16 protein-coding genes, 1 tRNA gene and 1 pseudogene are annotated in these 21,034 nt (G+C 45.4%); 11 read left to right on the top strand and 7 right to left on the bottom strand.

Going from position 1 to position 21,034, the window contains the following annotated elements; genetic code table 11:
- Window positions 1–106 precede the first annotated feature (106 nt).
- Both I1H34_RS18740 and I1H34_RS18735 read right to left on the bottom strand, forming a co-directional pair.
- Window positions 107–805 carry an NADH dehydrogenase subunit K gene (locus I1H34_RS18740; RefSeq protein WP_212662499.1) on the bottom strand — a complete coding sequence of 233 codons (699 nt, stop codon included), beginning with the start codon at window positions 803–805 and terminating at the stop codon, window positions 107–109.
- A gap of 317 nt (window positions 806–1,122) precedes the next feature.
- A tRNA-Glu gene (locus I1H34_RS18735) sits at window positions 1,123–1,195 on the bottom strand.
- 462 nt (window positions 1,196–1,657) lie between these two features.
- Here I1H34_RS18735 and I1H34_RS18730 point away from each other — a divergent pair.
- The 4 genes from I1H34_RS18730 (at window position 1,658) to I1H34_RS18715 (ending at window position 6,584) form a co-directional block, all read left to right on the top strand.
- Entirely contained in the window at window positions 1,658–2,707 is a 1,050-nt protein-coding gene (locus I1H34_RS18730; protein WP_212662498.1) for a chlorophyll a/b binding light-harvesting protein, read from the top strand.
- A gap of 280 nt (window positions 2,708–2,987) precedes the next feature.
- The gene (locus I1H34_RS18725; protein ID WP_212662497.1) at window positions 2,988–4,055 is read left to right on the top strand and encodes a high light inducible protein; all 1,068 of its coding nucleotides are present in this window, start codon (window positions 2,988–2,990) and stop codon (window positions 4,053–4,055) included.
- 190 nt (window positions 4,056–4,245) lie between these two features.
- Window positions 4,246–5,739, top strand: a complete 1,494-nt coding sequence (locus I1H34_RS32970) for a 2-phosphosulfolactate phosphatase family protein (protein WP_212662496.1) — start codon at window positions 4,246–4,248, stop codon at window positions 5,737–5,739.
- A gap of 203 nt (window positions 5,740–5,942) precedes the next feature.
- Window positions 5,943–6,584, top strand: a complete 642-nt coding sequence (locus I1H34_RS18715) for a thylakoid membrane photosystem I accumulation factor (RefSeq protein WP_212662495.1) — start codon at window positions 5,943–5,945, stop codon at window positions 6,582–6,584.
- A gap of 22 nt (window positions 6,585–6,606) precedes the next feature.
- Here the strand turns inward: I1H34_RS18715 and I1H34_RS18710 are convergent, their stop codons facing one another.
- Entirely contained in the window at window positions 6,607–7,365 is a 759-nt protein-coding gene (locus I1H34_RS18710) for an ABC transporter ATP-binding protein (RefSeq protein ID WP_212662494.1), read from the bottom strand.
- A 12-nt stretch (window positions 7,366–7,377) separates the two neighbouring features.
- Window positions 7,378–7,605 carry an indolepyruvate ferredoxin oxidoreductase subunit alpha gene (locus tag I1H34_RS18705; protein WP_010481866.1) on the bottom strand — a complete coding sequence of 76 codons (228 nt, stop codon included), beginning with the start codon at window positions 7,603–7,605 and terminating at the stop codon, window positions 7,378–7,380.
- Between the two features lie 198 nt (window positions 7,606–7,803).
- On the opposite strand from I1H34_RS18705, the gene I1H34_RS18700 reads away from it, so the two are divergent.
- Both I1H34_RS18700 and I1H34_RS18695 read left to right on the top strand, forming a co-directional pair.
- On the top strand, window positions 7,804–9,726 hold the full coding sequence (locus I1H34_RS18700; RefSeq protein WP_212662493.1) for an ABC transporter ATP-binding protein: 1,923 nt from the start codon (window positions 7,804–7,806) through the stop codon (window positions 9,724–9,726).
- A gap of 88 nt (window positions 9,727–9,814) precedes the next feature.
- Entirely contained in the window at window positions 9,815–11,008 is a 1,194-nt protein-coding gene (locus I1H34_RS18695) for a hypothetical protein (protein ID WP_212662492.1), read from the top strand.
- 100 nt (window positions 11,009–11,108) lie between these two features.
- Here the strand turns inward: I1H34_RS18695 and I1H34_RS18690 are convergent.
- Window positions 11,109–12,726, bottom strand: a pseudogene (locus I1H34_RS18690) (YifB family Mg chelatase-like AAA ATPase).
- 415 nt (window positions 12,727–13,141) lie between these two features.
- Between I1H34_RS18690 and I1H34_RS18685 the strand changes: the two are divergent.
- The 3 genes from I1H34_RS18685 to I1H34_RS18675 all read left to right on the top strand — a co-directional run bounded on the left by I1H34_RS18685 (window position 13,142) and on the right by I1H34_RS18675 (window position 15,867).
- Window positions 13,142–13,594, top strand: a complete 453-nt coding sequence (locus I1H34_RS18685) for a type IV pilin protein (protein ID WP_212662491.1) — start codon at window positions 13,142–13,144, stop codon at window positions 13,592–13,594.
- 950 nt (window positions 13,595–14,544) lie between these two features.
- Window positions 14,545–15,021: a type IV pilin protein gene (locus I1H34_RS18680; protein ID WP_212666337.1), complete on the top strand. Its 477-nt coding sequence runs from the start codon at window positions 14,545–14,547 to the stop codon at window positions 15,019–15,021.
- Window positions 15,022–15,072: 51 nt separating this feature from the next.
- Window positions 15,073–15,867, top strand: coding sequence for a hypothetical protein (locus tag I1H34_RS18675; protein WP_249369386.1), 795 nt, complete (start codon window positions 15,073–15,075; stop codon window positions 15,865–15,867).
- An 11-nt stretch (window positions 15,868–15,878) separates the two neighbouring features.
- Here I1H34_RS18675 and I1H34_RS18670 read toward each other — a convergent pair whose 3' ends face one another.
- Window positions 15,879–16,322 carry an NUDIX domain-containing protein gene (locus I1H34_RS18670; protein WP_212662490.1) on the bottom strand — a complete coding sequence of 148 codons (444 nt, stop codon included), beginning with the start codon at window positions 16,320–16,322 and terminating at the stop codon, window positions 15,879–15,881.
- A gap of 122 nt (window positions 16,323–16,444) precedes the next feature.
- Complete coding sequence (gene pdhA / locus I1H34_RS18665) at window positions 16,445–17,473, bottom strand: pyruvate dehydrogenase (acetyl-transferring) E1 component subunit alpha (RefSeq protein WP_212662489.1); 1,029 nt, start codon at window positions 17,471–17,473, stop codon at window positions 16,445–16,447.
- Window positions 17,474–17,771: 298 nt separating this feature from the next.
- Between pdhA and I1H34_RS18660 the strand changes: the two genes are divergently transcribed.
- Both I1H34_RS18660 and lpxD read left to right on the top strand, forming a co-directional pair.
- Window positions 17,772–19,916 carry an IMS domain-containing protein gene (locus tag I1H34_RS18660; protein WP_212662488.1) on the top strand — a complete coding sequence of 715 codons (2,145 nt, stop codon included), beginning with the start codon at window positions 17,772–17,774 and terminating at the stop codon, window positions 19,914–19,916.
- A gap of 46 nt (window positions 19,917–19,962) precedes the next feature.
- Window positions 19,963–21,021, top strand: coding sequence for a UDP-3-O-(3-hydroxymyristoyl)glucosamine N-acyltransferase (lpxD, locus tag I1H34_RS18655; RefSeq protein ID WP_212662487.1), 1,059 nt, complete (start codon window positions 19,963–19,965; stop codon window positions 21,019–21,021).
- Window positions 21,022–21,034: the final 13 nt, after the last annotated feature.

The raw sequence follows: 21,034 nt of genomic DNA, 5'->3' as shown, positions 1-21,034 counted from the left end.
TATATTAGTACTTTTAATAACTCAGGCTATAAGCTATGCCCTGCAGAGGTTCCGAGCGCTTTTAGTGCCAGACATTAAAAGTTCTGTCCTGTACAGAGACAGTGGGTTACGCTTCTTCTTTTTCAGCTTCAGCCACTAAGGTTGGTGTCATATCTTCGCCTACACCTGCACTCAAAGCTGCAGCAGGAGACTTACGAGCAACAGCTTCCAGATAAACACCTGTATGAATGGGGGGAACCACCTTCATCTGGTGGGTTGTGCTGTAATAGCGGTGGGTCTGCATCAGATTGCCTCGCTCACGCACATCCTCATTGGCGATTTTCTTACGCAGCTTAACAATGGCATCCATGACGGCTTCCGGGCGAGGTGGGCAGCCAGGTAAGTAGACGTCCACAGGAATAAGCTTGTCGACCCCTCGTACAGCAGTTGTAGAATCACTGCTGAACATGCCGCCTGTAATGGTGCATGCACCCATAGCAATCACATATTTTGGATCAGGCATTTGTTCATAAAGCCGAACTAGTGCAGGTGCCATTTTCATGGTTACGGTTCCTGCCGTAATGATTAGGTCAGCCTGCCGAGGACTAGACCGGGGTACCAGACCAAATCGATCAAAATCGAATCGAGAGCCAATCATGGCTGCAATTTCAATAAAGCAGCAAGCAGTTCCATACATCAAGGGCCAGAGGCTAGAGAGTCTTGCCCAATCGTAGAGATCACTCATGGAAGACAAAATCACATTCTCAGACAGCTCTTGAGGGATCTGAGATTGAGAAATTGGATTGATTATCTGTTGGTCCTGCATTGCAGAAAGCGCCCTCAATGTTTGCTAGTTAAGTGAACTGAAATGCTTGCAGCGAAATACTGAACAGCATCTGGGAGAATATCAGATAGCGCAGAGAATAACTCTTCTGCAGACTTCCCCGTTTATTAATGTAACAACAGTTTTGCGTTAGTTTCTACAAATTTCATAGAGAACCTGACATCTCCCGTGGTCATCAAACATGAATGATAGGGGAATGTCCTGAACCTAATGGGAACTCAGAGATTACTGAGATAGACAGAATAAAAAATGTTTTACGGCTCTTCACTAGCGAAGAGCCGTAAAACATTTTTTTGAAATACCCCCAAGGGAATTCGAATCCCTGTCGCCTCCGTGAAAGGGAGGTGTCCTAGGCCTCTAGACGATGGGGGCCTGTACGTTTTTTTGACGATTTCTAACCTAGCGAAACTCTGAACTTCTGTCAATGTTTAATCTGACTATTGTGTTTTTAAAAGTCGAGTTGAGACAGAGATCTACCTTAGAGAACAATAGTACAAGCACTGCTTATCAAGCACTGCCCGTCGTGTTAGCTAGAAAGTCACTACTTAAACTATTCGTCAACAAAGTAACGAAACGCCTCTAACTTAACATTACTTTACGAATTGGCTTCACCTCTTCGGATCAATCTCTTCCAAAAGTGTGGAACCTCTGGGAACAGGTAAAAATCGTCTATCCCTTGAGTGACAAATCTCCAAAGCTGAAATTGATCAGTCAGAAAACGGACGAAAAACTGGAAACCACAGACAGCAAGAGGCGAGGTCTGATAGTATTTTTGATATTAAGTTTGATAATAAAGTTACGGTGGCACCGATAACAGAGGAGGAAATTTTTTAAATGCAAACTTATGGACAACCTGACGTTGAGTACGGCTGGTGGGCGTCGAACTCCCGCTATACCGACTACAGCGGCCAATTTATAGCTGCTCATAATGGCCAAATCGGCTCCATGGCTTTTTGGGCTGGTTCATTCACCATTTACGAATTAAGTCGATTTAATCCAGACTTACCTGTTTATCAGCAAAATCTAGTTTGTCTTCCTCAGTTAGCCCGCGCTGGTTGGGGTGTTGCTGCTGGAGGCGCCATTGTAGATACCTATCCCTACTTTGCAATTGGCATGATTCACCTGATTGCAGCGGCAGTCTTTGGTGCTGGTGCTCTTTATGGGGTTACCAAAGGTCCCAAGATTTTATCCGAAAGCGAATTTGCTGGAGCTCGAAGATTCCATTTTGAGTGGGATGACTTTGAAACTCAGGGACGTATCCTGGGCCACCATCTCATCTTTTTAGGCGCAGCATGCCTATTGTTTGCGACTTGGGCATGTACCCATGGGATTTATGATCCTGTCGCCGGAGAGGTCCGTGCAATCACTCCGAACCTCAATTTAGTCAGATTCTTCAAGTATGGTTGGGCAACTCCTGGCTTTAACCCTTACTTCGTTAATAACCTTGAAGATGTGATTGGCGGTCATTTCTTTGTCGCGTCACTCTATGTCTTTGGTGGTATCTTCCACATTCTTGTTAAGCCTTGGCCATATACCGATCGCTTATACATCAAGAATGGCGAAGCATTGTTAGGGTATGCTTTAGCGGGTCTAGCTTTTGCTGGCTTTAATGCAGCGTATTTCTGCTCTGTAAATGACGTTGTATTTCCTGTAGAGCTGTTTGGCCCCGTTTTGGAAGCCAAATTGAATGTCACGCCTTACTTTGCAGAAACTTTAGATCCTTCTCAGGGCGGACATACAACTCGTTTCTGGATTTCTAATTTCCACTACTATTGGGCTTTTTATTGCCTCCAGGGCCACTTATTCCATGCTCTTCGCTCCTATGGATTCGACTTCCGTCGCATTCCTCAAGCATTAGCAAGCTTAACTCCCGAAACAAACTAAGTATTGTTGGAACTACCATCAGCTTTGTTTTGATTTCTTCTTGATATTGGGGTGGCAGTAGATTGAGCGATTGTTTCAGTCATTACTGTCACCCTAATTATTGAGTTAAAAGTGTTTAGGCTTAGGCTTGAGTTGAGTCTCTAGGCATTTTAGTTAGACAGAACTTCAAGCTCTAAAAGCCATTACTTATACCTGTCGGAGCCATGCCATTGTTCTGGTATGGGGTACACATAAAAATATTTCTATTTCCGAATACAGAAGACAAAAGAGGAAAACAGTTGTGACAGCATTCGCAAGAGGAAGAAGAGGCGGTAAGGCAGCCGCCGTTCAGAACGAATTACCGACATCCGTATTAAGCAACTTTGAGAACCAATGGTGGGCCGGCAACGTCCGGATGACCGACCTATCAGGGATGCTCTTGGGAGCCCATCAGTGCCACGCAGCCTTGATGAGTGTTGTCCCAGGCGCCTTCATCGTTCAAGAAGTCGCCCGCTATCAGCCCGGCATTCCCCTATCAGAGCAGAGCATGGTATTCATGCCCCACCTCGCCGCCCTTGGGGTTGGCGTTGGTGCCGGTGGAGAGATCGTCGACACCTACCCCTTCTTCGTGATTGGGGTCCTGCACTTTTTCATCGCCGCCGTATGTTGTGCAGCCGGTTTGTATCACACCTTCCGAGGAGAAGCTCGTCTGAGCGACTGTCCCGAAGGCAGCACCTCCGCTGGCTTCCACTATGAGTGGGAAGACTTTGAGAGCACCTCCTACATTCTGGGTTATCACCTACTCTTCATCGGAGTTGCGTGCTTAATCTTCGCCGGCAACGCCGCCTACGGCACCGGAATGTATGACATCAACACTGAAACCGTTCATCAAATTAGCCCTAACCTGAATCCTGCTCGCCTGATTGGCTATCTGTTCGGATTCACCCCCAACGGCTGGAGCGGAGCCGGCATGGCCGCAGTCGACAACATGGAAGACGTCATCGGTGGACACTTCCTCGTTGGCGCCCTAGACGTAGCCGGTGCAATTTTCCACATCGTCTATCGTCAAGCTACCCCCATCTTCAACAAGCGTCCCGTCTTCTCACCCGCAAATGGTGGTTGGACCACCTCCGAAGGAATCCTCAATGGCGAGGTCATTCTTTCCTGGAGCGTCGCTGCAGTTGGATTCATGGGCATTAGCTCCTCCATCTTCATCAAATATTGCGATGTAGCCTACCCTCCCATCTTTCATGGAGTAGACCGTGGAGGTGCAGCCGCCCTTCAACTGATTCTTGGACTTCTTTGGATGGTTGGCGGTGGCCTTTGGCATGGCCTGCGTGGAGAGAAACTACACGCCCTTACCAAATAAAGCCCCCTGACAGTTTCTAGTGAAACTACACCAGAGACCTTAAAGTCAGTCATTAAGGGCAAGCAGGACATCCTGCTTGCCCTTTTGCTTGATTAGTCTTCAGAGAAAGGTAAAAACCCTGCAGAAGTGGCAACAAAGCCCCATAAAATAGAACTCGATAGAAAATAACGATATAGGTCATCTTTATCCCGTGAAATTATTCGTTTACCATACCCCCGAAGAGATTCCCAATAATCGTCTCCCTGGCTGTGCCGTCGTCATCGACGTATTGCGAGCCAGCAGCACCATTGCCGCCGCCATTAACGCAGGCGCAGAAGCGGTCAGAGTTTTTAGTGAAATTGAACCCTTACTAGAAGCCAGTGAAGCTGTAGAAGAAGACAAACGGATCCGGGCAGGTGAACGAGGCGGTCGGAAAGTAAAATCCTGTGAATTTGGCAACTCTCCCTTAGCATTTACCCCAGAGAACACCGCAGGCCGTCGGTTATTTTTGAGTACAACGAACGGGACCCGTTGTTCAGAGAGCGTCCGTAATGCCTCAAAAGTGATCATGGCCTCCTTGACCAACCGTCAGGCCGTCGTCAACTATCTAGCCACCAAGAACCCTGGGACCGTTTGGCTAGTAGCTTCCGGTTGGGAAGGGAGTTATTCCCTCGAAGATACCGTCTGTGCAGGCGCAATTATTGATGGCATCTTAGCCAGCGGCAAGACCCCGTTGAGCAAACTAGCGGGGAATGACGAAGCCATCGCCGCCGTCTCATTATTTCGGCAGTGGCAAGACCAGTTACCCGAATTGTTGGCCAGTGCCAGTCATGGTCAGCGGTTATTGAAGATGCGGGGCAAAGCAGACGTTAATTATTGCTCTCAGCTAGACGTATTGGACACCTTACCGATTCAAAAAGGCCTGGGAACATTTGTTCAGCGTAAGCCAGGTGTCATTGAGAAGACCTGTGAATTCTTAGGACGCTTAGTGGGTCGTAAGCCCGTCAACGTGCCAGCAGTAGCAAATCCAGAAGTGGAAGCTCTTGCTCCTGAGGCAAAAGAAGCAAAGACAGCAGAGAAGAAGAGCTCGAAGTCGAAGAAGGTAGCTCCTAAAGTAGGCGAGCAAGACGAAAAGCCAAAAGCAGACGTTAAAGCCAAGGGTAAGGATAAGCCAGCGCCGAAAGCAGAGGCCAAGCCCAAAGCCAAGGGACCTGCGGCAAAGTCTCTCACGGCTGGGACATCTAAGGCAAAACCTAAGACAGAAGCGAAGCCAAAAGCTAAAGCAGAGGTGAAGCCCACACCTAAGGCAGCAGCTTCTCAGGCAAAGCCAGAATCTAAAGCCCCAACGACTCCTGCTCCTAAAATCACGTCAGCACCAGCACCAGCACCGAAGGTCGATACAAAGGCAGTGGGTGAGAAGTCTACACCTGTGGCTAAGGTAGAGTCGAAGGGCGGTGAGGATAAGCCGAAGGAACAAGTTAAAGAGCCAGATACATCTACAGCAACTTCTGAGCCTAAAGTAGAGAATCCTGAAGATAAGGCATCTAAATCTGCAGACTCGACAACACCAAAGACACCCAAGGTTGACTCCAAGGAGATAGCAGAGAAGGGGGAAGCACTGCTCAATGATGTGAAGGGTCTATGGGGAAAAATGACGAAGACTAAGCCTGGGTATGAGCGCATCCCGACTAAAAAAGATCAGTAAGAAAAGATGGTTAGTCGTTTGATAATCTGACTTCAGTCAATTCTATTGCTATCTAAATGGCTAGTACTTCAACTAGCAGGTGTGTTTGGAAGATTATTATCCAGCACTGTCTTGTGCTGCAATGCTACAAGTACTGTAGAGTGCAGTTTTAAGCTATGGTGCTTGGGCGGGTTAGTACGTTTGCTGTTGGAGGAATTGTAATCATGATTTTTGGCGTAGGTATTCGTCCAAGCTGGCGTCGTATCGGTCAACGTTTTATGAGTGGGTTGGTCCTAGTTTTGTTCCTGTTTGGATTTGGGATGGGAATGTCTCAAGATGCGATCGCAGGTATTAACGACGATGAATTCGATGGCAATATCTTTATCCTGTATGCCAGTAATGCTGCATTGGTTCCACCAAAAGTAAACTTAGCAGCGGCAATGAAGAAGGAAATGCCCACCCTAATCATGTTTTATTCAGACGATAGTCAGGAATGCAAACAAAATGCCTTGGTGTTGACCCAGCTACAGGCCGAATATAGACGTCAACTCAACTTTATGCCCATGATGGTAGATGCCATTAATACTCGACGGGACTACGAGCCTACTGAGGCTCAGTATTATTACAACGGGCAATTTGTTCCTCAATTTGTGCTGGTCGATGCGACCGGCCAGACTATCTTGAACCAAAATGGCAAGATGAAATTTGAATCATTGGATGAGCCGATTAGAGATTTATTGGAATTAGAACCTAGAACAGAGCCTCTTGTTTTAGATCGTCCTTTATTTTCGCCATCCCCTTCAGCAGATCAAACCTTCTTTGGTGAAGCCTTAAGAGGAATGCAAGACACTGTGCCAGAAGAATGATGATGTTAGGTTGAGCCAAGACCTAACTTTCGGTAGATGAATGTCCGCCTAGATACAGTGCACCTACTTTTGGATCATCTAATAGTTGTGGACCTGGCCCTTCAAAGCGATCTCGGCCTGAATCAAGGACATAACCTCGATCAGCCATCGCTAGGGCCTTACGGGCATTCTGTTCAACTAAAATAACTGAAGTTCCTTCGGCATTAATCTCACGAATTTTGGCTAAGATGTCATCCACTAAAATGGGTGAAAGGGCAGCCGAAGGCTCATCTAGAATTAATAACCCTGGTTCCAGCATCATTGCTCTGCCCATGGCCAGCATTTGTCGTTCTCCTCCTGAAAGAGTCCCAGCTTGTTGACGACGACGGTCAGCTAATTTCGGGAAGGTGGTATAGATTTTGGACTTCAGTTCCCCTAAAGGAACATCTCGAATAAAAGCCCCCATCTCTAGGTTCTCTTCTACCGTAAGCGAGCGGAAAACATTGGCTAGCTGTGGAACATAGCAAACTCCTTGGGTAACAATTTCATTCGGTTTACGCCCACCAATATTTTCCCCACGCCATAGAATAGAGCCGGTATTCGGGGATAACAAACCACAGATTGCCTTGGCTAAGGTTGATTTTCCTGCACCATTTGGGCCAATAATCGCAATGATTTCTCCGGCAAACAGCTTGAGATTGATCCCCTGCAAAATATCTAAGCCAGGAACATACCCGGCAAAAACATTCTCAACTTGCAACAGCAACTCTCGATTTGAAGCTGGCGTCACAGAATCCATCATCGTGTTCAAGCCTTAAGAAGGGGTTTTTTGCAGATCAGACCGTTCTTCAGCCAGGATGGCACCATCTACAGGGCAAACTTGCTGACAAATTCCACAATCAATACAGGTTGAGAAATCAATCCAATACCAGTCTGTACCAATCACGTTTTTCCCTGGACCTTCGTGGATACATGCCACAGGACAGGCATCGACGCAATCCGCAATGCCTTCACAAACGTCAGTAACAATAGTATGAGCCACGATCGATGTTCTCCCTCGATATAAAATACTTGCCGAAGTAAATGTGTTATCAGGGTAACAGGAATTCAGAAGGAACACACCTTGCTTCTCTAGGCGCTAATAGCTTCTCTTTCCAGCCTGATTGATAGATTTCTGCTTTCCGAAACAGCTTGCTAAAATCACGGTTAATTCCTTCCCAATATTTAGAATGGCTTCTTTATGACTGACCCAATTCTTGAGATCCGGAATCTGCAGGTACAATTCCAGACCGAAGGACAAACTGTCAATGCAGTGAATAACGTCTCCTTGACGGTGCATCGAGGCCAAACCCTAGGGATTGTTGGAGAATCGGGTTCAGGCAAGTCAGTCACTTCGTTGTCAGTGATGCGGTTAGTCCCCACTCCGCCAGGCAAGATAGTCCAAGGTGAAATTCGGTTCCATGACTCCTCATCTTCCGAGAATGACGTTAAATCAGTGGATTTGCTGCAACTCCCCATGAATGCCATGCAGGCCTATCGGGGTAGTCAAATTTCTATGATTTTTCAAGAGCCCATGAGCTCCCTCAATCCGGTGTATACCTGCGGGTTTCAGATTGTAGAAGCCTTGCGCTTGCATGAAGATTTGTCCGTATCAGCGGCACGGCGACGAGCTATTTCTCTTCTTCAAGAGGTGAAGCTTATTCCGTCTGATCAAGAATTGCAGCACATCGTATTGGATTCAGCTAACCCAGAGAATGCTTCTCCCGACGATGCAGAGATACAGAAGCAGATCAACCGCCAAAAGCGCTCTTATTTGGATCGGTATCCTCATCAAATGTCAGGAGGACAAATTCAGCGAGTGATGATTGCCATGGCCATTGCGTCTAACCCAGCAATTCTGATTGCGGATGAACCCACAACGGCTTTGGATGTAACGGTACAGGCGACGATTTTGGATTTGCTGCGAGAACTTCGCGATCGCAGACAAATGTCGATTATTTTCGTCACCCATGACTTAGGAATTGTGGCTGAACTGGCTGATACGGTGGCTGTTATGTATCAAGGCAAGGTGGTGGAAACAGGGTCTGCTCAAGAGATCTTCAATAATCCCCAGCATCCTTATACTCGGGGACTTCTTGCTTGTCGCCCTCGCCCCGATCAGAGACTGAAACGTTTGCCAACCGTTGCTGATTTTATGGCAGCTGAAACTCCAGAGGCTGGAATTTCTCCATCAATAGATCAAACGATTGAAGATTCACCTGTTTCTCTGGCTGATGCTGCTCCAGAAATTTCTGCATTGGAGATGCAGGGACGACTAGAAACCTTGACTCAACAAAAACCCTTACTGAGTGTCAAAAATCTTCAGGTGTTTTTCCCTGTGAAGGGGATGTTTGGTAAAACAGCTCGCTATGTCACAGCCGTTAATGATGTTTCTTTTGATGTCTATCCAGGGGAAACCTTGGGATTGGTTGGAGAGTCTGGATGTGGCAAGACCACGCTAGGTCGCACGCTAGTGCGGCTGATTAAGCCCACTAGCGGCAGTATCCAGTTTGCAGATCGAGATATTACCCACCTCAAGGGTCGCAACCTGCGAAAACTGCGACAAAATTTGCAAATTATTTTCCAAGATCCTTATAGCTCTTTGGATCCACGTATGAATGTAGGGGCGGCGATTATGGAGCCTATGCGAATTGCGGGGGGGCTCACGGAGCGGATTTCTGCTCAACAAGGGGGCAATACACCGCGCGATCGCACAGCGTATCTCCTAGAACGGGTCGGTCTTAAATCCAGTGACATGAACCGCTATCCCCATGAATTCTCTGGTGGGCAACGACAGCGTATCTGTATTGCTCGGGCATTGGCGTTAAACCCCAAATTTGTTATTTGTGATGAATCCGTTTCAGCATTGGATGTTTCAGTCCAGGCTCAGGTGCTTAACTTACTGAAAGAGCTCCAACGGGAATTTGATCTGACCTATATTTTCATTTCTCATGATTTGAGTGTGGTGAAATTTATGAGCGATCGCATTATGGTGATGAATCGTGGCAAACTCGAAGAAATTGGCCCAGCCGACCAGATCTACCATCATCCTGACGCTGAATATACTCGTAAACTAATCGCTTCCATTCCAGTCGGACTTCCCACCCAACGAAAATCCGCCTAAATTTCTTGGCCTATGGCGAGGGGGGTGAACGAACGATTATGATGACAATAAGATCGCCATTCTATTCAAAGTTCAGCACCTCATTTTTATGGATGACCTCGAACTACTACAAGCATTTGTATCCAGTTATTTATCAGGTCAGTCCACATTACTTTCGAACTCAGACCTCAGAGTTGAGCCGATTAGCGACACTCTACAACTCCTAGCTAAAACGGAAGGCCTTGTCGCAACAGCCAAACTAGATGGTGAAAAGCCTTTTACTTCGATTCGCTATAAATCAAGCTTCTGGCCTCAACTGCATGAAGCCATGATTGCGCAAAAATGCTTGCCAATTCGTCAGTCAAAAATCGCTGGTTTTTATGAGTATGAGCCGGTTGAAATTCCTGAACATTATCATGTCCGCTTCACTGATTCTTTAGACTTGTTGCAAACATGGTGGAGCTACAAAAAGAGCGATAAGCAACTGGCATTAATGAGCTTGCTAATCCTCCACCGTGGTATTTGGTATCCTATCCGAGATGTTCATTGTGAGCATGGTACCTTAACCATTCAAACCTCTGGTTATCAAACAGAGATTTATCCCCTTGATATGTTAGTTTGGCTGCAGAAAGTAGAGCAACCCACTCCTGTCTCCTCTGTCTTGAAAAGGGATAAAAGCCAGGCGCTCAAATCTGGCCATAACCCTGAGAAATCAGAAAAATATCATGCGAATCACCGACGTGCTGTAGCATCTCACTCACCAGATATTAAACGGATTGGAGGGTACTTAATTGAAGCTGGATTATTGTCTCCAGCTCAAGTTGAAGTTGTTTTATCCGATCAAGAATTAACAGGAATGCGATTTGGAGAAATTCTAGTTTCTCGGGGCTGGTTGAAATCCAAAACGATTGAATTTTTATTTCAAAATGTAATCTTGCCTCATCGCACCTTGGCTAAGAAAGCTGTCGAGACAGCACGTAAAGATGCCGTGGATCATTTAAGACAAAACAATGCCAACCATCTATCTAAACCTGTAAAGTCAAAACACAAACCACCACAATCGACTCAACCGATAATACCTCAAACCCCCAAGGTTGAATTACAGCAGTCTATTCTCAACGATCCTATCTCAGCTCAGGCTGTGCCTAAACCATCCCCCTCGCGTAAAAATCATCAAGCTGACGTCAATCACTCATCATCAAATCGTTTGCCATCGATACATGATCGCGAAACATTAGCAACTCACGACAAACTCAATCTAGACGATTTACCAGATTGGTTAGAGATGGATACCCCAGACTAGCTCTGGTGTTTATTACACAACAGCTAAGGTTGCTTGCCAGGTACTAAGCCCCTGGAACTCCTCCCTCTCGGTTGTAAGTAGACAATTTGGTACTTCTCCCCTATTGAAGTCGATCAATGGTCCGATATTGAATAGCCTCGGCAACATGAGTTGCTTCTAAATTAGGAGAATTTGCTAAATCGGCAATAGTTCGCCCCACCTTGAGGATCCGATCGGTTGCCCTTGCTGATAGTCCTAGTCGACTAATCGCAGTTTCTAGTAATTGCCGTGTTGCATCATTAAGCTGGCACCACTGGCGCAACTGTTGGCTATTCATCTGAGCATTACTGTGTAAATTTGATTCAGCTTCAAACCGATGAGTCGCCAAGTGACGAGCTGCTCTGACCCGCTCTCGAATGGGAGCCGATTCTTCTCCCTTGCTTTGCCGGGTGATTTCTTCAGGTTTAAGACGATTGACAGCCACTTGTAAATCAATGCGATCCATTAAAGGCCCTGATAATTTAGCCCAATAGGTTTCCCGTTGACGAGGTGAGCAGGTACAGGCCTGTATTGGATCTGCATAATACCCACAAGGACAAGGATTCGTACTGGCTACCAAGGTGAACTGAGCAGGGAAGGTAACCGACTGCCTTGCTCTGGAAATGCTGACAAAACCATCCTCCAAGGGCTGACGTAAAAATTCCAATACATCTCTTTTGAATTCCGTTAATTCATCCAGAAATAGCACTCCCCGATGGGCTAAAGAGATTTCCCCTGGTTTGGGGAAACTGCCTCCCCCCACTAGTGCTGGTCCAGATGCGGAATGATGGGGAGATCGGAATGGCCGTTGGCGAAGTAACTGACCTTGATCTCTCAATAAGCCTGCCACCGAATGAATCTTAGTAACCTCTAAAGCTTCGTTGAATTCTAGAGGAGGAAGAATACCTGGTAATCTCCGAGCCAGCATTGTTTTTCCACTTCCTGGCGGTCCAACGAAAATAACGTTATGCCCGCCTGCAGCTGCAATTTCCAAGGCTCGCCGGGCATGGGCCTGCCCTTTTACATCCTTCAAATCAAGATGATGCAGACGCTGCACATCATTCGCTGTGTCTTCCTCCTGAAAGGGCTGAACCGCATCAGGATCGTTCAAAAAATTACTCACCTCGGATAAAGACTCAAAGCCATAGACGGATAAGCCCTTAACAACAGCCGCTTCTTTTGCATTTTTGTAAGGTACAACTAAACCCACAAATCCCATTTGTTTGGCAGCAGCAGCTATGGGTAACACACCCGTAACCGGTCTGAGGGCACCGTCTAGCGAAACCTCCCCGAGAAACAAGAAATCCCCTAAGAGCTGGGGATTAATCTGATCAGAGGCTGCTAGGATGCCGATGCTAATTGGTAAATCGAAGCTTGGGCCTTCTTTACGTAAATCGGCAGGGGTTAAGTTAATCACAATTCGGCGTATGGGAAATGCTAAGCCAGAATTACGCAATGCCGCTTTTACCCTTTCCCTAGATTCTTGCACTGCTGTATCGGGTAGACCCACAATCACGATGCCTGGTAGTCCACCAGATAAGCAGTAGGACATAATTAATTTCACAACATTTTTGCTAAAACCCTGGCTTAGCAAGGAAATAGATTGTAATTACTTCTGCTTAAGTGCTTACATCTACTTCCACTCCTACTTTGATCGCTTCAATCCCAATTAAGGATGAACTCCATACTCGAGCCAACATACGTTGAGTCCCTATAATCCTGGTATTCCGATATATTTTAATGTTGTGTCTGATTGGTCTTCAACATTTCGTATTTACATCACTCAAGCTTATACCTCTGTCATTATGGTAGTCACCATAATGACAGAGGCTGATTTGTCAGCTCTTAAGCGAGAGTGACGAATTTTCTGATAGCCGCCTTTGTGGGGGGATTTTTGGAGGTGAAATAGGTATTGGAGATTAATCAGGCAGAAATTCCGTATTTTTTGGGAAGCACTTCATTCCCTTGGGAAATTGCATATGAGATATCTCTGTATATACACTGAACTTTGTTAAAACGGCCTCCAACTTGATATGAAAAGTTTGAGGAATGGGTAATGTAAATTTGGGAGCGAAAAAGACTTGAATCCAATACCCAAAGAGAGACTTTACAACTATGAAGACTAATCTACAAGCCAAACTCATCCAGCACTTCGTAAACAAGAAAGGCAACAAAGGTTTCACTCTAATTGAACTTTTGGTTGTTGTTATCATCATCGGTATTTTGGCTGCTGTAGCTCTGCCTTCCATGCTCAACCAAGCAAACAGAGCCAGACAATCTGCTGCCCAAAGCCAAGTGGGTGCTGTTAGCCGTGCCCAGCAGGCCTATCGCTTAGAGAATCCTACATTTGCTGCTGATTACGCTGACCTGCAAATCGCTGACGCTAGCACTGAAGATTACACAATTGCTATCGCTACTTCTACTGCTATTGCTGGTGAAACTTCAGCAAATCCTATAGATACTGGTTCTGGTCTACAGTTCTACCGTGGTTGTGTTTCAGTTGATGCTGCCACTGGTACCACGGACTCTTCTCTTGAAGAAGGTGCAGCAGCTCCTGCCTGCCCATAATCTAGACAACTCTGTGAATGTTTATAGTCTGATGAATCTCTAAACTGGTTCACGCATAAATCTATAGACAACCACGATATATAGTGCGAAATGAGGCTTCTAGTGGTGAAAAATCACTACTAGAAGCCTTGTTTTGTCTCAACGAATTATAGCCATATATTGAAGAGGCTATTAATATCAATAGACTTTTCTATTCGACAAGCTTTCTGATCAACCTCCATGCTGAGTAAATCAGTCTTTCTAATGTGAACTATATTTGATCTCTACTTGAGATAAAAAACCCTTTTCTATAGGAAATCTAGGTGAAGTTGCACTTAGAAAGATGGTTGAATTTCAATGCCATTGTCAAATGATTTATAAACCTTGATTAAGCACTCTCATGATCTGAAATAGATTGTGAGAGGGATGCTTCTGATTGATTCTTATTTCAGTGCTGCCTAGTTTAGTCAAAGGTTTTATATAAAAAATAAAACTCTTCTTTTGATCGAAATTTCTTGAGAGAAAATGAATTAGCTTCGATTCTGATTAAGCCTATTTTAAGATTGATGGAAGTATTTAGGTTTCAGTCTACGTAATAATAGAAATTTTACCTTATCCTGAGCTCATTCTAATTCTATGTATTCCAGAATCTAATTTATCCTAAACCGTATTTTTGCTGAGGCGAATTTAAAAATATATGGATAAATTAGAGATATAAAAATTTTCAAATCCTGTTTATGGATTAAAGGTTCTTTTAAGGACAGATAGATAAGCTAAAACGAGTTCGTTAATCATGATTTGATTGAATTTTTTGTGGCTTTTAGTTATCTGTAGATGCACAAAATTGACTTGATAATTGAGTGGTTAAGCGAAGGTCTAAGCCTGGTTAACTCATGAGATTTTTTGTCAAAAGTAAAGATACTGATGTATTTTATCCATTCACTAACCAACAGTTTACAGCGTACGGACTCATGTCTCATTATTACTTGAAAGTATTATCAACAATTCCTAAGTCGAAGACTCAAAGAGGATTTACGTTGATTGAATTGTTGGTTGTTATTGTGATTATGGCTATTCTAGCAGGTGTAGCATTACCCTCCATGCTCAATCAGGCAAATAAAGCCCGTCAATCTGCTGCTAAAAGCCAAATTGGTGCTGTCAATCGTGCCCAGCAAGCCTATCGCTTAGAAGAACGAACCTTTGCTAGCGATATGGGTTCGCTTGGTGTAGGCATCCCTTTAACGACTGAAAAATATACTTATTCATTTGGCACTGTAAATTCAACGGTAGCTGAGTTTAGAGCTACTCCAACCGATCCTTTATTGAGTGCTATTACAGGATGTACTAATGCTGATATCATTTCTGGAAGTTTAGCAACTACTAGCGTTACACTTGAGGAACAACCAGCACCAGGTGCTGGAACTATTGCCACTCCTCCTAGTTGCTAAGTCAATAAAAGATAAAATTTTGATAGTGTCTTGAAGACAACAGTGTTAGATATGTCTTATACGCTTTCTCTAACGAAATTGTTGGCGCCATTACTCGCCCTTGTTTGTTCTGGTAGTATTGCTACATTACAACTGACTAAGGTTACAGAGATTCAAGCGAAAACTGAAGCAACTAAACCTACAACGGTATATCTATTAGAATCAGAACAAGAAAAAGCGAATTTAGCTTTTATTAAAAATTTACCCAGCTTTGGTTTCGATAACCTTGTTGCAGATTGGACGTTCTTACGATTTCTTCAATATTTTGGAGAGAAAGATGCTCGCCAAAAAATAGGCTATGCATTGACCCCTAAGTACTTTGAAATTTTCGTAGACCGCAACCCAAAATTTACACAGCCCTATAAATTTATGTCTCCTGCAACTTCAATCTTTGCGGGACGACCAGACCAGTCAGTAACTTTGATAGAAAAAGGCCTAAAATCACTCTCTCCAAAGATCTCGCCTGATGCATATTCACTTTGGGTTTCTAAAGCTTCAGATGAGATTTTGTTTCTGGGTGATAACCAAGCTGCCAGAAATTCGTACCTAAAAGCTGCCCAATGGGCCCAAGATAGTTCAGAGCCTGAAGCTCAACGAATTGGAGCCATTGTTGCAAAAACTGCTGAATTTCTGAAAGACAATCCTGATAGTAAGAAAGCACGAGTTAGTGCTTGGCTAATGATATTAAATAGTGCCCCTGACGAGGAGACTCGCCAGCGCTCCATATCAGAAATACAAGCTCTAGGTGGTCAGATCAAGGTTACTGAACAGAACACACTTAAGATTCAATTTCCTGAAGAAGACTAAGTGATAAATATTCAACTTGTTATCAGCGGTAAATTTGGTTTTCTATTGTGATAACGATATTGCTGATAGTCATTCAGAATCTGAAGATGGTCAAAACACAGTTTTTTGGGAAGTTTCCATATCTCAAATAGCTTTAAGGTCTGGGCATCATCTGCTGCTTTTGGTTCGCCGATTGCTTTGGCAATAAACACGATACTGAGAGTATGTTGGCGTGAGTCACGCTTGGGAGATGAATATACATGAAACTGTTCTAGCAAATTGACTGATAGACTTGTTTCTTCTTGGGCTTCTCTGATCGCCGCTGACTCCACAGATTCTCCATAGTCAACGAACCCTCCTGGCAATGCCCAACCATAGGGTGGGTTTTTGCGCTCGATTAAGACAATAGGGCGATGTGGTCTATCCCACATTTCAATGATGATATCGACTGTAGGGATAGGGTTGCGAGGAGGCACTCAATGACACCTAATTCTTTGCTTTACTGCAATAGTTTTTGATAGGAGGCCCCTGGTTGAAATCACACCTTATATTTCAGATGCTTGGATAAATTGGGTGTGTCACCAGGTAAAAAAGTAATCTAATCATCTACGAAAATATATTTGTAGAGATCTTCAGGCTTAGGATCAGGACTTTCCTCAGCGAATTGAACGGCTTCTTCTATCAAGGTTTGAATTTTCTTGTCAATGTCGAGTAACTCTTGCTCTTTAACAAGTTTTTGATCGACTAAGTAAGACTTAAATTTTGTGATCGGGTCGCGGGCTAACCATTCTTCTTTCTCTGTTGCAGATCTCAGTTCATCTGGATCGGCAAGGGAGTGACCTCTAAAACGATAGGTCAATGCTTCGATTAAGGTTGGACCTTCACCTGCACGGGCTCTAGCAATGGCTGCTTGGGCTACTTCATGGACAGCCAATACATCCATGCCATCAACTTCAACCCCTGCCATGCCAAAGACTTTTGCTTTTTTGTAAATCTCAGTCTCTGAGCTAGCACGTTCATGGGCCATACCAATTGCCCACTTATTATTTTCCACGACGAACAAGATAGGCAATTTCCAGAGAGAGGCCATATTTAGGCACTCAAAGAACTGGCCATTATTACTAGCGCCATCCCCAAAGAAACAGGCTGTGACGTGATCGGACGCTGCATCCCCCATCGCTTCTCGACGATAGCGGCTTTGAAATGCCACTCCAGTGGCAACGGGAATCCCTTCTGCGACAAAGGCGAAGCCACCGATCAGGTTATGCTCTGAGGAGAATAGGTGCATGGATCCTCCCCGGCCTTTGCTGCAGCCAGTCTCTTTGCCGAATAGTTCAGCCATGACTTGTCGAGCTGGGACACCTGCACTCAGGGCATGAACGTGATCCCGATAGGTACTGCAAATGAAGTCATCTGGGCGCATGGCCTTGGCAATGCCTGTAGAAACAGCCTCTTGACCGTTATAGAGATGGACAAAGCCAAACATCTTGCCCCGGTAATACATCTCGGCACATTTATCTTCAAAAGCCCGTCCCAAAACCATATCCTCATAAAGGATAAGCCCCTCATCATGAGTAATGTTGATGGTAGGGGTGGGAAATTGGGGTAGAACTCTTTCTTGAACCATTGATGTATAGTGTCCTCAGTTGGGGTGATGTTGCCAAGGCTTAGTTAATTGAGCCACCTGTCAGGGTCTAGTATTTGGGGATGCTTAGATTTCAATAATCCAACATCATAACTAACAAGGAGTAGCTGATATTTGTCAACCTTCTTGTTAAGCTGCTATGAATGTACGTTGCTGAACCTCTATAGAGTATACGTTTACAAGCAGCAGGTTATGATATTTTCAAGTGCTTTGCTGTCTTGTATTTTCATCACTCATCTGTTGTTCACGTCCGGTAAATGGCTCACAAGGATACTGAATTGTGCGTATTCCTTTAGATTTATATCAAATATTGGGTGTGCCAATTCAAGCGACACCAGAGCAAGTTGAACAGGCATTTGCCGATCGGTGTCAGCAGCTCCCCCGTCAAGAGTACTCTAAATCAGCAATTGCAGCTCGAACACAGCTATTGCAAGATGCCCATGCTGTGCTGTCTAATTCCGATGCACGCACTGCCTATGACCAGTCTATTTTAGCGGAATCTGCCCCTCCAGATATAGGGAGCATGGAGCTGCAAGAATCTCAGTTGGTCGGTGCTTTATTGCTTTTGCAAGAGCAAAGTGATTATGAGCGAATTGCTCACTTAGGAGCAGAATATCTAAAGCGTTCTATTGATCTCAATCGTTTACCATCTGCGAACAATGGTTCTGATGAAGATGTCATCTTAGCGATGGCGTTAGCGAATTTAGAAGCAGGACGAGAATGTTGGCAGCAAAAGCAGTTTGAAAAAGCTTCGGATGTTTTGCAGTCTGGTTTGAAGTTGTTGACTCAAGAGCAATTGTTTTCTGCGGTACAACGAGAAATTGAATTGGATTTATATAAGCTTCGCCCCTATCGAATTTTGGAATTGCTGGCTGAGCCTGAAGGGGATATAAATAAGCGACAGCAAGGCTTTTCTCTTCTCCAAGTTATGTTGGATGAACGGGGAGGAATTGATGGGCCGCAAGATGATCTGTCAGGATTGAGCGTTGACGATTTTCTGCGATTTATTCAGCAGTTACGATGTCATTTAACGGTAAAAGAACAGCAAGACCTTTTTACAAAAGAGAGTGAACGCCCGTCTGCGGTGGCAAGCTATCTATTGGTTTATGCACTAGTTGCTAAAGGCTGTTCCCAGGGAAAGCCGGAGTTTATTCAGCAGGCAAAGTTAGCGTTGACAGAGTTGGCTGATCGGCAAGATATTCAAGTCGAAAAGTCTATGTGCTATTTGTTGCTAGGCCAGCCGGGGGCCGCAATTCAGACTCTTCCCTTGAGTCGAGACCAAGAATCATTAGAGTTTATTCATCAGTACTCTGAAGGGTCTGAAGATTTAGTTCCAGGCTTGTTCCTATATACAGAGCGCTGGTTACAGCAAGAAGTTTATCCCTACTTTAGGGATCTTGCTGATACCCAAGTTTCTTTGCAGAGTTATTTTAATGATGAGCATATTCAGGCTTATCTGAATGGATTAGCACCGGAGCCTGTGTCGCCTCGGATGCCCGCAGCAACAACATCTGCAGATTTACCTCTATTGGCCAATCAAGGGAGCGACACGCTTAGTTCTGCTCGAGAAGGACGTCTTTCTACCCAGGCTGCCCATCGCCAGGATGTAAAACGCTCAAGATCTCAAGGGAAACAGCCAGTACCGACTCAAAATGTTACTCCTTTGACTGCTGTGAAGGGGCTAGACGGCACTCAAAAACGACCTATCACGCCAATAACACCTGCCTCTGCACCAAAGGTTGAGTCGAGTGATGATGGCCGACGGAATGAAGGTGTCTCTAAAGCTCGACGCCAGCGATCGCAACTGCAATACCGCCGCTGGTTTTTTGCAGCAGGGGCTGTAGCACTGGTTTTATTAGCCTTATTTGGCCTCATCAGTCAGTGCTCTCGCGAAGAAGACCCTGTGCCAGATGTAGAGAATCTATCTCCTGAACCGGCCAGCCCTGACCCCATTCCTACTCCCGCGAGTCCTAGTGTAAGCCCGACGGCCAGTCCGCCAATCGCCATTCCAACGCCTTCTCCTGCGCCAGCTACTAGTGAAGAAATCACGACAACGAGTGCTCGGCAAATTATTCAGTCTTGGCAATCGGCTAAAGCTGAGGCAATGGGTAAGGATCACCAACTGGCTTCCTTGGACAAAATTTTGGCAGAGCCCAGCTTATCGGAATGGAAGACGGGTGCTCAATCGGATCAAGCGAATCGGATTCATTTGGAATATACCTTTGATGATCTGAAAATTAATGCGATTAAGCAGCAGAGCCCTACTGAAGCTACTGTCGAGGCAACGGTGACCGAGACGGCGAAGGTTTTTGAAGGGGGGCAACAGACAACCGATGCTTATACGGGTGATACCTATCGTGTCCGCTATCAGCTTGTTCGGGAACAGGAGCAGTGGAAGATCAAGCAAATGAAGGTGCTGAATTAAGGGTTAGAAGTCTGAGTCAGACGGGAGTGGAGGGATTACCTCAATTATGAAGTTGAGTGAGCTGATTGAGCGGCTTGCTATCACGCCTGTAGCAATGAGTTCTCCCTTAACCGATCCAACTTTGCATGGATGTGCCGCGCTGGATCAGGCTGGCCCTGGAATCCTTAGCTTTGTTGAAGGAGCACACCGGGCTCACCTGATTGAAAAAAATCAAGCCAGTGTCTTGATTTTGCCCCCTGATGCTGACTTACAGGCTCTGGCCACTTCTAGGGGGATGGCTTGGTTTGCGGTAGAACATCCGCGATATTGGTTTGCCCGAGCCCTGACCTGTTTTTATCAACCTTGGCGATTGCCGTCGAACTGTCATACCACCGCTGTTATTGATGCTGAAGTCCAAATAGGAGAAGGTGTGGGGGTTGGAGCTCATGTGGTGATCCATGGGGATGTCAGGTTAGGAAATGATGTGCAAATTTTCCCTAATGTGGTGATTTATCCAGGGGTAACGATTGGCGATCGCACCCTTCTCCATGCCAATTGTGTGATTCATGAGCATACGAGTATTGGGGCTGATTGTGTCATTCATAGTGGAGCAGTGATCGGGGCAGAAGGATTTGGGTTTGTCCCTATCGTGGATCAAGCTCGTCGTTGGTATCCAATGCCCCAATCGGGTCAGACGATTCTTGAAGATCAGGTTGTGGTGGGCTGTAATACGACTATTGATCGGCCAGCTGTGGGCGAGACTCGTATTGGTGCAGGGACGAAAATTGATAATCTCGTCCAGATTGGCCATGGCAGCCAGATTGGAGCAGATAGTCTAATTTGCGCTCAGGTCGGTTTGGCGGGAGCAACGAAGTTAGGGCAGCAGGTGATTTTGGCGGGACAAGTGGGTATCTCGGGGCAAGTCACCTTGGGGGATCGAACGACCGTTGCTGCCCAGAGTGGGGTTCACCAGTCTTTAATGCCAGATTCGAAGGTAGCGGGCTATCCAGCAATTAATCACCGGCTATGGCTACGGGCAATGGCGGTGGTCAAAAGGTTACCCCATCTGGCCCAGCGAGTGAGGGTGCTAGAACAGAAAATTGCCAAGCTGTTAGGGTCTCATTAACCTGCAATTTGCA

Source organism: Acaryochloris marina S15 (genome assembly GCF_018336915.1).
GTDB classification, from domain to species: domain Bacteria; phylum Cyanobacteriota; class Cyanobacteriia; order Thermosynechococcales; family Thermosynechococcaceae; genus Acaryochloris; species Acaryochloris marina_A.
The sequence above is the reverse complement of the archived record's forward strand: the minus strand, read 5'-3'. Positions and strand labels throughout refer to the sequence as shown.